Source organism: uncultured Tateyamaria sp. (assembly GCF_947496075.1).
Lineage (GTDB): Bacteria > Pseudomonadota > Alphaproteobacteria > Rhodobacterales > Rhodobacteraceae > Tateyamaria.
In genome coordinates, this window is the sequence record NZ_CANMBJ010000002.1 from 281,618 (window position 1) to 294,733 (window position 13,116).

Annotated in this window: 13 protein-coding genes; 6 read left to right on the top strand and 7 right to left on the bottom strand. The window is 58.1% G+C overall.

Features of this window, described 5'->3' with window-relative positions:
* Nucleotides 1–36: 36 nt before the first annotated feature.
* Nucleotides 37–669: a hypothetical protein gene (locus tag Q1A51_RS05305; RefSeq protein ID WP_299202013.1), complete on the bottom strand. Its 633-nt coding sequence runs from the start codon at nucleotides 667–669 to the stop codon at nucleotides 37–39.
* A 468-nt stretch (nucleotides 670–1,137) separates the two neighbouring features.
* Here Q1A51_RS05305 and rpsA point away from each other — a divergent pair, with 468 nt between their 5' ends.
* The 5 genes from rpsA to trpB all read left to right on the top strand — a co-directional run bounded on the left by rpsA (nucleotide 1,138) and on the right by trpB (nucleotide 5,684).
* On the top strand, nucleotides 1,138–2,814 hold the full coding sequence (rpsA, locus tag Q1A51_RS05310; RefSeq protein ID WP_299202017.1) for a 30S ribosomal protein S1: 1,677 nt from the start codon (nucleotides 1,138–1,140) through the stop codon (nucleotides 2,812–2,814).
* 273 nt (nucleotides 2,815–3,087) lie between these two features.
* On the top strand, nucleotides 3,088–3,372 hold the full coding sequence (gene ihfB / locus Q1A51_RS05315; protein WP_076626727.1) for an integration host factor subunit beta: 285 nt from the start codon (nucleotides 3,088–3,090) through the stop codon (nucleotides 3,370–3,372).
* Nucleotides 3,372–3,722 (top strand): LapA family protein, encoded by a 351-nt coding sequence (locus Q1A51_RS05320; protein ID WP_299202021.1) that lies wholly within the window; start codon nucleotides 3,372–3,374, stop codon nucleotides 3,720–3,722. Before ihfB ends, Q1A51_RS05320 begins: the two co-directional genes overlap by 1 nt.
* A 9-nt stretch (nucleotides 3,723–3,731) precedes the next feature.
* Nucleotides 3,732–4,379, top strand: coding sequence for a phosphoribosylanthranilate isomerase (locus Q1A51_RS05325; protein ID WP_299599128.1), 648 nt, complete (start codon nucleotides 3,732–3,734; stop codon nucleotides 4,377–4,379).
* A 57-nt stretch (nucleotides 4,380–4,436) separates the two neighbouring features.
* Entirely contained in the window at nucleotides 4,437–5,684 is a 1,248-nt protein-coding gene (gene trpB / locus Q1A51_RS05330) for a tryptophan synthase subunit beta (protein WP_299202027.1), read from the top strand.
* A 48-nt stretch (nucleotides 5,685–5,732) separates the two neighbouring features.
* Here trpB and Q1A51_RS05335 read toward each other — a convergent pair whose 3' ends face one another.
* From Q1A51_RS05335 to Q1A51_RS05360, 6 genes are all read right to left on the bottom strand, one after another.
* Nucleotides 5,733–7,259 carry a hypothetical protein gene (locus Q1A51_RS05335; protein WP_299599124.1) on the bottom strand — a complete coding sequence of 509 codons (1,527 nt, stop codon included), beginning with the start codon at nucleotides 7,257–7,259 and terminating at the stop codon, nucleotides 5,733–5,735.
* A 187-nt stretch (nucleotides 7,260–7,446) separates the two neighbouring features.
* Entirely contained in the window at nucleotides 7,447–7,815 is a 369-nt protein-coding gene (locus tag Q1A51_RS05340) for a DUF2237 domain-containing protein (protein WP_299202032.1), read from the bottom strand.
* Between the two features lie 3 nt (nucleotides 7,816–7,818).
* Nucleotides 7,819–8,985 carry a serine hydrolase gene (locus tag Q1A51_RS05345; protein WP_299599119.1) on the bottom strand — a complete coding sequence of 389 codons (1,167 nt, stop codon included), beginning with the start codon at nucleotides 8,983–8,985 and terminating at the stop codon, nucleotides 7,819–7,821.
* A 63-nt stretch (nucleotides 8,986–9,048) separates the two neighbouring features.
* The gene (locus Q1A51_RS05350; protein WP_299599116.1) at nucleotides 9,049–10,083 is read right to left on the bottom strand and encodes a DUF2332 family protein; all 1,035 of its coding nucleotides are present in this window, start codon (nucleotides 10,081–10,083) and stop codon (nucleotides 9,049–9,051) included.
* Complete coding sequence (pth, locus tag Q1A51_RS05355; RefSeq protein WP_299599112.1) at nucleotides 10,080–10,763, bottom strand: aminoacyl-tRNA hydrolase; 684 nt, start codon at nucleotides 10,761–10,763, stop codon at nucleotides 10,080–10,082. Before pth ends, Q1A51_RS05350 begins: the two co-directional genes overlap by 4 nt.
* Nucleotides 10,764–11,128: 365 nt before the next feature.
* Nucleotides 11,129–11,776: a 50S ribosomal protein L25/general stress protein Ctc gene (locus Q1A51_RS05360; RefSeq protein ID WP_299599109.1), complete on the bottom strand. Its 648-nt coding sequence runs from the start codon at nucleotides 11,774–11,776 to the stop codon at nucleotides 11,129–11,131.
* A gap of 148 nt (nucleotides 11,777–11,924) precedes the next feature.
* Between Q1A51_RS05360 and Q1A51_RS05365 the strand changes: the two genes are divergently transcribed.
* Entirely contained in the window at nucleotides 11,925–13,097 is a 1,173-nt protein-coding gene (locus Q1A51_RS05365) for an MFS transporter (RefSeq protein ID WP_299599107.1), read from the top strand.
* Nucleotides 13,098–13,116: the final 19 nt, after the last annotated feature.

Below are 13,116 nucleotides of genomic sequence, written 5' to 3' on the forward strand. Positions count from 1 at the left end.
CGTCTCCTGCCGCTATTCAGTAAGTTTTCCAGTTCTCTATGCCCCATCATCGTAGCACGTTCGGAAAAACGCGTTTGTCACTGCAAAATGCAGGGCAACCGACGTCTCATATTTCGAAGCTGGCAGGCGCAGACTTGCATCCGCGATGTAGGAGTGATGCGGGTGCAAATCCGTTTCAACGAAGGAGCGTGACATGATCAGAATTGCCAGTGTGCTGTTGGCATGCCGAAGCTTGGCGAGATCGGCGATTGTACCATCGAGGTCCGGGATCATATCCAGATCAACAGCGAGCAGGGTTTCGGATCCGTCGCAGCGCGCAGCCAATTGTAGTGCTGATCGAAACTGGTTCAGGATCGTGAGGGACTGCATGCTGTCAGACAACTCAGTCAGCATAGACGTTGCGTTGGAGCCGCTTGGACAAATCAGAAAAACGTCCCGTGCCCACAGATCATCACCCGTATGCGGGGCGAATGCATCATTTGGTCCGCTGGCGGTATTGTTCTCGGGCTGATCATTTCGCTGGGTAATAAGCGGGAAAGGCACCACGTTACTTCGAGGGCGTACATCCAGTCTTGCAGTAGTCGAGCCGTTCTTGGAAACGGCATCGTAGCTGTAATTGCTTGAAAAGTCGTTATTATCCGGTTCAAATCCCGATTCGTAATAGTCCATCTTCTTCCCCAGGATAGTCCAAGTGAGAATTGTTGTTCGGGAGGGGTCGTGAATTTTCCCCTGTTTTTTGGGGGTTAGAGTTGCGTGCTACCCCCAGTGGTAGTCATTATGACTTTGGTCTCGGGTTGTCAATTCGGTCTTGTGTCTTAAGCGCATGCTAATTTCGGTCGCCCCGTGACTTACCGACCCTTCGACTGACCGACAAAGTTGCATGGTGGCGGAGGTTATGATGCTGAGCGTTCGAATGGCTTGACCGCGATGCGTCTTGTCACTTTGACCGAGCTGATCTATACCGCGCCCGTTGACGCGGCGTGACGAGTCACGAGGAAATGCAGGGCCCCGGTTCATCGGTGGCCCTTAACTCGTTTGTCCCAACGCGACGTGTTGGCCAATAGCTCAACTTGACAAGACCGGCGGAGACAACCGCGCGGCCCGTAAAACTGAACATAGTTAGGAAAACGACGCCACATGGCTGATAAATTGATGGAGGAATTCGAAGCCCTCCTGCAAGAAAGCTTCGAAATGGACACGCCCGAAGAGGGTTCTGTTGTCAAAGGCAAGGTTCTCGCCATCGAGGCAGGCCAAGCCATCATCGACGTAGGCTACAAGATGGAAGGCCGCGTCGAGCTCAAAGAATTCGCAAATCCCGGCGAAGCACCAGAAATCTCCGTTGGTGACGAGGTAGAAGTCTACCTGCGCGCCGCCGAGAACGCCCGTGGCGAAGCCGTCATCTCGCGCGAGATGGCCCGCCGCGAAGAAGCCTGGGACCGCCTGGAAAAAGCATATGCCGACGACGCCCGCGTCGAAGGGGCCATCTTTGGCCGCGTCAAGGGTGGCTTCACTGTCGACCTCGGCGGTGCCGTGGCCTTCTTGCCCGGCTCTCAGGTTGACGTCCGCCCCGTGCGTGACGCAGGCCCGCTGATGGGTCTGAAGCAGCCGTTCCAGATCCTGAAAATGGACCGTCGTCGTGGCAACATCGTTGTGTCGCGTCGTGCGATCCTCGAAGAATCGCGTGCCGAGCAGCGTGCTGAAGTTATCGGCAACCTGACCGAAGGTCAGAACGTCGATGGTGTGGTCAAGAACATCACTGAATACGGTGCGTTCGTTGATCTGGGCGGTGTTGACGGTCTGCTGCACGTCACAGACATGGCATGGCGCCGGGTGAACCACCCGTCCGAGATCCTCACGATCGGTGAGACGATCAAGGTGCAGGTCATCAAGATCAACAAAGAAACCCACCGCATCAGCCTGGGCATGAAGCAGTTGCAGGAAGATCCATGGGATCTGGTGGCCGCGAAGTACCCGCTGGAATCGACCCACACTGGCCGCGTGACCAACATCACCGACTACGGTGCGTTCGTCGAGCTGGAGCCCGGTGTCGAGGGCCTCGTTCACGTGTCCGAAATGTCCTGGACCAAGAAGAACGTGCATCCCGGCAAGATCGTTTCGACCTCGCAAGAAGTCGAAGTCATGGTTCTGGAAATCGACGGTTCCAAGCGCCGCGTGTCCCTGGGCCTTAAACAGACCATGCGCAACCCATGGGAAGTGTTTGCAGAAACGCACCCCGAGGGCACCGAGGTCGAAGGCGAAGTCAAGAACATCACCGAATTCGGTCTGTTCGTTGGCCTCGAAGGCGACATCGACGGCATGGTTCACCTCAGCGACCTGTCATGGGACCAGCGTGGCGAGGAAGCCATTCAGGATTACCGCAAGGGCGACATGGTCCACGCGGTTGTGTCCGAGGTGGATGTCGAGAAAGAGCGCATCTCGCTTTCGATCAAAGCGGTTGGCGGTGACAAGTTTGCCGAAGCCGTGGGCGGCGTGAAGCGCGGCTCGATCGTGACCGTGGAAGTGACAGCTATCGAAGATGGCGGTGTCGAAGTGGAATACGAAGGCATGAAATCCTTCATCCGCCGCTCCGACCTGTCGCGTGACCGCGCCGAACAGCGCCCCGAGCGGTTCTCGGTCGGTGACAAGGTTGATGTCCGCATCACCAACATCGACAGCAAGACGCGCCGTCTGGGCGTCTCGATCAAGGCACGTGAAATTGCCGAAGAGAAAGAAGCCGTGGAACAGTATGGTTCGTCCGACAGCGGCGCATCGCTGGGTGACATCCTTGGCGCAGCCCTGAAGGGCGACGAATAAGACTTTGTCCAACTGACAAGTTCGCGAGGGGCCCTGCGGGGCCCCTTTTGCTGTCCGGAACATGGTATCGAATCACGTATCGGTTTGGCTGTGCACAATGCTGCATCGCTGGACACGGCAGCGGATCAATGCTGATTTTCGTGCCATGGTCCTGTTCAGACATCAAAAAAACTGACTTCGCCCAAAATGGGGCTATTCCCGAAAGGCCCGTTTGTTCCTATAGTTACCGGACGCATAAAGACAAAAAACCGAGTCCCTCGGGAGGAATTAAAGATGATCCGGTCAGAGTTGATCCAGAAGATCGCAGATGAAAATCCACACCTGTATCAGAGAGACGTGGAGCGGATCGTGAACACCATATTTGACGAAGTGACAAACGCGATGTCGCGCGGGGATCGCGTCGAGTTGCGCGGCTTTGGTGCTTTTTCCGTCAAGAAGCGGGATGCGCGTACTGGTCGGAACCCCCGCACCGGCGAAACCGTGGAAGTCGAAGAAAAGCACGTACCCTTCTTCAAGACGGGCAAGTTGCTGCGTGATCGTCTGAACGGGAAAGCTTGATGCGCTACATTCGCTATGCCTGCATTGCCATTTTTGCCGTGGCTTTGATTGCCGTTGCGCTGGCCAATCGCGGTATGGTGACGCTCAAGTTGCTTCCGACCGAGATTGCGGGTCTCTTTGCAGTCGCTCCGACTGTTGAACTGCCGTTGTTCGTCGTGATCTTTGGCGGGATAGTTGCGGGCTTGTTGGTTGGTTTCGTGTGGGAGTGGATGCGCGAACACACCGTCCGCGCTGAGAATTCCCGCAACGCACGCGAAGTGCGGCGGCTGGACCGTGAGGTCAAGCGCCTTAAATCCGAGAAGCACGAAGGCAAGGACGAGGTGCTGGCGCTTTTGGACGAAGCCAGCTAAGCACTCAATATGCCCGGCGTGTCTGTCAAAATTTGCGGCCTGAGCCGCCCCGAGCACGTGTCTACAGCGGTGGACGCGGGCGCCAAGTACATTGGCTTTGTCTTCTTCCCGAAGTCTCCGCGCAACGTAACATTGGAAACGGCTCGAACGCTTGCACTGGCTGTCCCGCCAGGCGTTGCGAAGGTTGCACTTGTTGTCGATCCTGATGACACATTCCTGGACGAGTTGACCGCGACTGTGCCGCTGGACATGCTGCAATTGCATGGTCAGGAAACACCCGAACGTGTGTCAGAGATCAAGAAACGCTACGGTCTGCCCGTCATGAAGGCAGTAGGGGTGGCGGATGCTTCTGATATTGAGGCTCTGGACTTATATGGCCGGGTGGCGGACCAGATACTGGTCGACACCAAAGCCCCCAAGGGAGCTGATCGACCCGGTGGGAATGGGCAGACATTTGACTGGAGCCTGATTGCCGGTCGGCGCTGGCCCGTACCGTGGATGTTGGCCGGCGGATTGACCCAGGAAAACGTTGCGCAAGCAGTGGCTGCGACGGGTGCGCGGCAGATTGATCTAAGCTCTGCCGTGGAAACGGCGCCCGGTCAGAAGGATGCGGGCCTGATCCGCGACTTTATGGCGGTCGCAAAGGCCGTCAGCTGACCCTTTACCCGGCCCACTAACCCCGCTAGGTCAAAGGCTCTGCAAGTGAGGTGCGCGATGGCCAACGATCTTTTCAACTCCTTCATGACCGGCCCGGATGAAAACGGGCGCTTTGGCGATTTTGGCGGACGGTTCGTGTCCGAGACGCTGATGCCGCTGATCCTGTCCTTGGAAGAGGAATATGAAAAGGCCAAGACTGACGATAGTTTCTGGGCTGAGATGGACCATTTGTGGAAGCACTATGTGGGTCGTCCCAGCCCTCTGTATTTTTCCGAACGCCTGACCGAACATCTAGGCGGTGCCAAGATCTATATGAAACGGGACGAGCTGAACCACACCGGCGCGCACAAAATCAACAACGTGCTGGGCCAGATCATCCTGGCCCGCCGTATGGGCAAGACCCGGATCATCGCCGAAACCGGGGCAGGGCAGCACGGTGTTGCCACGGCCACCGTCTGTGCGAAGTTCGGTCTGAAATGCGTTGTTTACATGGGCGCGCACGACGTTGAACGTCAGGCCCCCAACGTGTTCCGCATGAAGTTGCTGGGCGCGGAAGTGATCCCGGTGACGTCGGGCCGCGGCACGCTCAAGGACGCGATGAATGACGCCCTGCGCGACTGGGTGACCAACGTCCGTGATACGTTCTACTGCATCGGCACCGTGGCAGGTCCGCATCCGTATCCGGCCATGGTCCGTGATTTCCAAAGCATCATCGGCAAGGAAGTGCGTGAACAGATGGTTGAGGCCGAGGGGCGCTTCCCCGACACGCTCATCGCAGCCATCGGCGGCGGATCAAACGCAATGGGTCTGTTCTTCCCGTTCCTCGATGAGAAAGAGGTTGGGATCATCGGCGTCGAAGCGGGCGGCAAGGGCGTGAATGCCAAGATGGAGCATTGTGCGTCGCTGACCGGCGGACGCCCCGGCGTCTTGCATGGCAACCGTACCTATCTGCTGCAAGACGACGATGGACAGATCCTCGAAGGCTTCTCGATCTCGGCTGGCCTTGACTATCCCGGTATCGGGCCCGAACACGCTTGGCTACATGACATCGGGCGGGCAGAGTACGTGTCGATCACCGATGTTGAGGCGCTAGAAGCGTTTCAGCTGTGCTGCACGACCGAAGGGATCATTCCAGCACTCGAACCCAGCCACGCGCTGGCCCATGTGATGAAAATCGCTCCGGAGCTTCCGTCCGATCACATCATCTGCATGAACATGTGTGGGCGCGGAGACAAGGATATCTTCACGGTCGCGCGCCACCTGGGCTTTGATATGTCTGGGCCGGAAGGGCGCAACGTCGAGTGAATCCACGCAGGGGTTTGAGGGGCGCGGAGCCCCTCAAACCATGATGGTTTAGGCCAAAACAAAGTCGTTTTCGCCCAGGTCGAACCAGAACCGGTTGCTTGCATCATCCACAATCAGCGTTTCGGACCCGAAACGCACTGTCACGTTGTCCCACCCGGTTTGCCGTATGTCGAGTTGACTGAATGAGGTCGCACCCCAATCTGACACATCGATCAGGTCTTGTCCCTGTTCGAACGACTCGATGCGGTCTGTGTCCCCGTCGTAGCTGAGCACAAATACGTCCGCGCCCGAGCCACCATTCAACGTATCCTGACCGTCTCCATCTGTAAGAACGTCATTTCCGCGTCCGCCTTCCAGTTTGTCGTTTCCGGTGCCGCCCTGCAAACGGTCGTTGCCACGCCCGCCTTTAAGCCAGTCATCGCCAGCGAACCCTTCCAGCGCATCGTCGCCTTCCTGTCCGCGCAAACGGTCGTCAAAGAGTGAGCCGAGAACATAGGCGTCGCCGCCGTGGTGACCGGTCGAGGTGAAGAACAGGTTGATGTCCTCGACCCATGTGGTGTCACGGCGTTGGTCCGACAGATCTGCGATCACGATCACGCTGTCACGGTCAAGCTCGTCATAGAACTCGGACCGCAGAATGGTATTGAACGCATTGAGATAGGCGTGATCGAGATGAGCTGTCCACGCCAGAAGGTTAACAGGCGACGCCCCTGCCGAGAAAACCGGCGTATCATAGAGGTCGTTGAACAATACGACGTTGTTCGTGCTGAACGCGTAGTCGTTGGAATTGCCCAAAAGCTGCGGGATGCCGTCGACAATGGCTCCGCCAATCGGGTCGTTTTCGAAGTCGAACGTGAAAACCTCGGCCCCGTTTGATAGGATGGCTGCGCCATTTTCAACCACGTAGTGTGCGGCGGCGCCGATGTAGTTGGCATCGACAAAGAAGCCGTCGAGAAAGCTGTCGCTGGTCTCGGCCAAGTTCACGGCCGCTCCGCCACCAAGCGAATGACCTGTCACCAGGATATCATTCGCATCCAGTCCATTGGTCTGCGCAAGATCATGGATCGCCGTTAGCACGTCTGAGAACGCTTCTTGCGTGTAATTTGGATTAGCGCTTAGAAACTCGAGATAGTCGACTACGTCGCCCGCAGTGTCGCCGATGAGACTGTCAATCGGGCCCGATGTGCCGCGAATAACAAATCCGATTTCCGCCAGATTCCCTGCGGCATCGTATTTTCCGAGCACATCGGCCTGAGCATTCTTGAATTGAGGAGTCACGCCCGAAAAGGTGTGGAACGCATCGGTGCGGCTGTTTGGCAAACCCAAATCTGCCGCCGTCAATACTGTCCATCCAGCGGTTGTCACATTCGAAACGGCAAGGTCATTGCGGGCGCCACTGTCGGCGCCGAACAACACCTCAATGCCGGTGCCAGCGACACTGAACGGATTATACCCATCTTCGAGATACCGTTCACGCTCCCCCGCGAACAGACCGTGATACGAGTAGTCGATCAGTGCCATTGCGTCTTGCACAAGTGTGCGGCCATCCTGACCGCGATAGTCAAATAGTCCCATGTTTTCCTCCCTGGGCACGCTACCAATGCGTGTAGTTGCAGCGTGCGAGAGGCAGGTTTTTTACGTCAATCGAAGGGGCAGGCGGACCAAACGTCAACTTGGCGATGACGTTGCGTTCCTTTGGTAAGGTTGCCCGGACTTCCGGAAAGATATTGATTTTATGCAGAAAAGGTAGCGCTCATGCTATTCAGGCTGCGTGTTGCTGCAGAACATCCAATGGCACGATGTCTAGCGCGCGTTGGTGTGTCGCGGCGAGCGACACTTTTGGTGCGCAGCCTTCGTCGTGGGCCTGTAGAAAGCGGGAGGCACACAAGCACCAGCTGTCGCCGGGCTTTAGCCCTGCAAAGCGGAATTCAGGGCGCGGTGTGCTCAGGTCATTGCCAACATATTTTGAATACGCGAGGAATTCGGCCGTCATCACCGCACATACTGTGTGACTGCCTTGGTCTGCGGCGCAGGTATTGCAATGCCCATCCCGGAAGAAGCCGGTGACAGGGTCCATGCCGCAGGCTTGCAGTGCAGTGCCCAGCACGTTGACGCTTTCATCCGGTTCCATCTCTCACTCCGTTGCGACCACGATCTCGCGGAACATGTCGATGTTGGCATCATTCACGCCCGCTTCGCGAAACTGGCGATCAGCCGCAGTCGTGACGATTACGACACCTGCCTGCTGATCGATATAGAGGTATTGCCCGTAGATACCACGCCCCATGAACTGACCCTCGGTTGCGCCAGCTGGAATCCACCATTGATACCCGTAACCGATGCGACCCGGTTCTGTCGGCGCGCTGGCGTGGGTCGAGGCAGCGATCCAGTCTGCGGGCACGATCTGTTGGCCTTGCCACAAGCCGTTCTGCAGGATCATCTGCCCAAAACGGGCGTAGTCCCGCGTGGTGATATTCAGACCGCCAAGCACAAAGGCGACACCGACGCCGTCTGTCAGGTAGAGGGGGGAGTGTTCAAGCCCGAGCGGCTCAATCAGCTTTTTCGCCATCAGATCGGGGATATCGCGCCCCGTGGCGCCGCGCGCAACCATTCCAACAATATGGGTGTCGATTGACGTGTATTGCCACGTCTCGCCCGGCTGGACGAAGGTTTCGGTCAGCCCGGCTGCGAAGTCATCCATCCTGCCGCCCAAGGCTAGAACACGGCCCATCCGATTGATATCGCTGTCATAATCAAGGTAGTCCTCGTCAAATGTGACGCCGCTCGTCATTTGCAGGACATTACGGATCGTGGCGCCATCATAGGCTCCACCTTTGAGCATGGGCGCGTAGTCTGTGACCGGGGCATCCAGTGATGTGATGGCACCTTCATCAACCAGAATGCCGAACAGGGCTGAGAGATAGCTTTTTGCGACGGACCAGCTGATCCGCCGGTCATCGGGTTTCGTGCCTTGGTAGTACGCCTCGTGCACGATTTGACCGTCTTTAAGCACCAGCGTCGATGTGACTGTCCTGTCGGTGACCCAGGTTTCATAGGTGGTGGGCATATCCATGGCCGCGCCCACGAGCAACGGGCTGACTGGTCCCGAGCCGTTGGAGATTTCTCTGTGGAGAAATGCCCCATCCATGTTGGAGAAATTCGACACGATCCGATCTTCGTTGAATAACGAGTTGACTGCGAGCAATCGCATGATCTCCTCTCGCTTCCAAAAACCAACCAACGCAACTGCAATAATCAACGCAATGATTGCACGGACTATCCATTTTAAAACAATTCGCATCTTTATCCTCCACCCCGCGCATTTATTCACAGGGCCGCATCGTCAGGCAATTGTGCCCCTGCGTCAGCCTGTCCAGTTGATCCAGCGACCGTGAAAGTCGGCACGACCGAGGTTCAAGGTGACGTCACCGGGCCAGAGCCGCAAGGTCAGAGCCGCGCCAATCGCGCCAGTGGTGTCACCATCGGTCTCCATTTGCATCCAGGCAAGAGGTGTTTCCGGCGTTGCATTTGCGCCCGCCGCTTCGATCAATACTGTGCCATAATCTTGTTTTTCTTTGGGAAAATACTGCCAGGCGACCGTGTGTTGGATCATGTGCATATGCCCTTCGGGCGCGGAAGCGAGGCGGGTTTCGAGCCAGTCAATGGCGTCCCCTTTGTCCACCTGTGCTGACAGGATCGACATGGCGCCGCGCGTCAGTTCCACCCGGTGTGGCTGGTCTGCCCAGAGGTAGGATAGCAGACGCAACGTGTCATTTTTATTATTGAGATTCAACGGATTGAGGTCCACGCCTGACCTGTCGACGACGTGTGGGTGACTGGTTGGTGGTGTGGGGCCTGACCATTCTGGTTCCAGTGTCAGCACAGCATCTTGCGGGCCGAAGCGGTCACCGTTTGCTTGGAGCGCGAAATGATCCCACATCAGGTTCAAACCACCGCTTGCGCCCAGCTCGGACAGAACGATTGGTCGATCGAAGTAAGACGTCGCTACCCGGGCCATGGCAATCAGCGCAGCGCTGCGCCGGACTTCATTTGTCTGGGGTGCGTTCAGTGTCCAGTCGAGGAGGAAATCCTCACTTGTTTTCAGGGCATTAACGACAGCTGTCTCAAGGGTTGCATCATCTGCTATATTCGGAGGATAGGCGGCCACGAGGGCGGGGTCCTTGGCCTGCAGCACAAGTGCGTGCAGACCGCCTCCGATCCGTAGAGGCAGGGAATGGCCGGCCGGGCCAATATCCCCCTGATATCCCTCCATTTTCTGACCCAATGCGCTGGTTGCGTCCCATCGATTTGCGAGGATTTTCAACACACGTCCCATGAGGGGGGAGCCCATACGGGTGCAGGTTTCGGATTGATCGAGGAAGGCTTGGGTCAACGTCATGAAAAACGGTCCATCAGTTTCTGAAGAGCGGATCGTGTGTCTGCCTCCTTGGTTTGAATATCTTCCGAAGTCTTTGGTTTTTCAGGCTTTTCCCTGCCTGACCCCGACCGTGGTGGGGCGGTGCGCAGGGCAACGGCATTCATGAACTTTGGCCCATCCCCGGTCGCCAGATGCGGCGCGCCGTCTGAACATCCGCGGATCACGTCATCAAGCCATGCCTCATCAGCCTTGGGAAAGTCGCGCAGCACATAGCCGGGCACGGCATCCTTATGGCCCGGGTGGCCGACCCCCAGACGGACGCGAGCATAATCGGCACCGATATGTGCATGCAGGGATCGCAGCCCGTTGTGACCGGCGTGACCACCGCCCACTTTCCAGCGTACCTTGCCGGGGGCAAGATCGATTTCGTCATGTAAAACAATGACATCCTCTGCATCTAACTTGTAGAACCGCATCGCGGCCCCCACACTGTCACCCGACTTGTTCATGTAGGTTTCGGGCTTCAGAAGGACCGCGCGGTCGGACCCGAATCGGCCTTCGGACACGACGCCCTGATGCTTGGATTTCCACGCCGGGAAGCCATGATCCGTGGCAATCCGGTCCAGAACCATGAACCCGATATTGTGTCGGTTCCGGGCATATTTCGCGCCTGGGTTTCCCAGTCCGACGATGAGTTTCATTGCGGTCCTCACTTGATATTGCAGCGCAGCATAGGGAAGGGGGCATGGGTGGTCCAGCCAAGTCTAAACGCACCGTGCGATGGGGGTTTACGCGATGTGGCGGATGAAACTGCACAGTTTCAGGCTTAAACCGCGATATTCGGCCGGTCTGAAATCCCCGGGTTTCGACCGGTTTTCCGCAAACTGCACAGTTTCACCACCAAATTGCGCACATTGCCCGTCCCATGGCCGTTAACGCATTGGTATGCATTAACCTTTGCGCCGAGGGGGTTACGTTTTGTTAAGGATCGGTGGCCTGACCCCAAAACAAAAGGGCCGCCCCGATCAGGAGCGGCCCTCGTACTATTGGTCCGTGGCAGGACGCTTTATTCTTCACCACCCTCTTCGGTGGTGGCCTCTTCGGCTTCGTCCTCAGCACCTTCTTCGTTCTCGGAAGACCGCAGGCCGGACGGCGCGGTGATCGTCGCGATCACAAAGTCACGGTCGATGGTCGGCTTGGCGCCTGCGGGCAGTGTCACCGACGAGATGGTGATGCTGTCGCCGACTTCGGCTTCGCTGACGTCGATGCTGATGCTTTCAGGGATATCACCGGCTGTCACGACCAGTTCCACCTCGGGGCGGACCAGCGACAGCACGCCGCCTTTTTTCAGGCCGGGCGAGACGTCTTCACCTTCCACATCAACACCGATGAACAGGTTGATCTTGGTGGTGCGGCGCAGGCGCATGAAGTCCACGTGCGTCGGCAGGTCCTTGACCACGTCGCGCTGCACGTCGCGGCAGATCACGCGCACGTCGTCGTGGCCGTCGACCTTCATGTTGAACAGGGTCGACTTGAAGCGACCGGCTTTCAACATTTTCAGCAGCTTGTTGAAGGGCAGATTGATTGGCAGCGGATCGTTGTCACCACCAAAAACAATCCCTGGAACCATGCCGTCGCGGCGGGCCTGACGAGCGGCGCCCTTGCCTGTCCCCGTACGTTCCAGGGCTTCGAGATCAGGAATCTCTCCAGCCATAGTATTTCTCCAAAGTTAGGGCAGGGTGCCTCCAAGGCTGTCACCCCGCGTGAAGGCTGCGTCTTAGACCGGTTCCCGCCGCTTGAAAAGATGCAAAATGCGCAGTCTGGGGCTGGACCATGGCAGCGGCCCGTGTCACCGCTTGGTCATGCGGATATTGAGCGATCTCTTTGCGTCTCGCCGCGCTTTGGCGGGCTTTGTTGTCGTTGGCTTTGGCTGGGCCGCGTTTTCGGCGCAGATGCCTGTGATCAAGGCGCAGGTGGGCGTGGGCGACGGGGCCTGGGGCACGCTGATCCTGATCGGGTCGACCGGTGCATTGATGGCGATGTGGCTCGCACCATTGTTCTATCGTCTGTTCGGGCGGTGGGCGATGATCGTGGGGGCGGCCTGCATGGTGGCGGGGTTCGTGTTGGCCGGTGCTGCGCATACGCCCATTGTCATTGGCATCGCGCTTTTCTTTGCGGCCGGGGGCTCCGGCATTGCGGATGTGTTGGCCAATGCCGAGGTCAGCGAGGCCGAGGCGGATACGGGCCGCAGTCTGATGAATCTGAACCACGGCTTGTTCTCGGTTGCCTATGCGGTGGCCGCGATCGGGGTTGGGATTGCGCGTGAGGGCGGGTTTGGCCCCGTCGCGGTCTTTGCTGCCATGGGCTTGGCCGTCGCCGTCCTGTTCCCGTGGATGGTGCTGCCCATGCGCGCGCAGGCCGAGGAAGACGCACAGGACGCGACGGGCATGCCCCGTGCCCTTGTGTGGGTCGGTGGACTTGTGGTTCTGGCAGCCTTCCTGGGCGAAGCGGCATCCGAAGGCTGGTCCGCGCTGCATGTCGAACGCACGCTGGGCGGTGGCCCGGCAGAGGGCGCGATGGGCCCGGCCTTGCTGGCGGTTGGCATGGCTGTTGGCCGCCTTGGCGGGCATGTGTTCGGGGCAGGTTGGCCGCCACTGCGCGTCATGATGCTGGCGTCCTGCATCGCAGGCTTCGGGCTTGCGCTGGCGGGTATGGCACCGGGGTTGAGCACGGCCTACCTTGGCTTCCTGCTGGGGGGCTTGGGGGTTTCGGTTGTCGGCCCACTGGCGCTTGGCCTTGTGGGGCAGGCCGTGCGTCCAAAATATCGTCTGGCGGCGATTAGCCAGGCGGCAGCACTGGGATACGCTGCGTTCTTCCTTGGGCCGGTCATCATGGGCTTCGTGGCCGAAGGGTTTGGCTTGCGCGTATCCTTCTATGTCATCGCGGGCATCATGTTTGCGGTCGCGGCCATCCTGTTGCCTGCATGGAGCCGGATGCTGACGGCGCGCACCACGTCCATGTCTTCTTCTGGCTGAAAATACCGCGGGGTCTGGG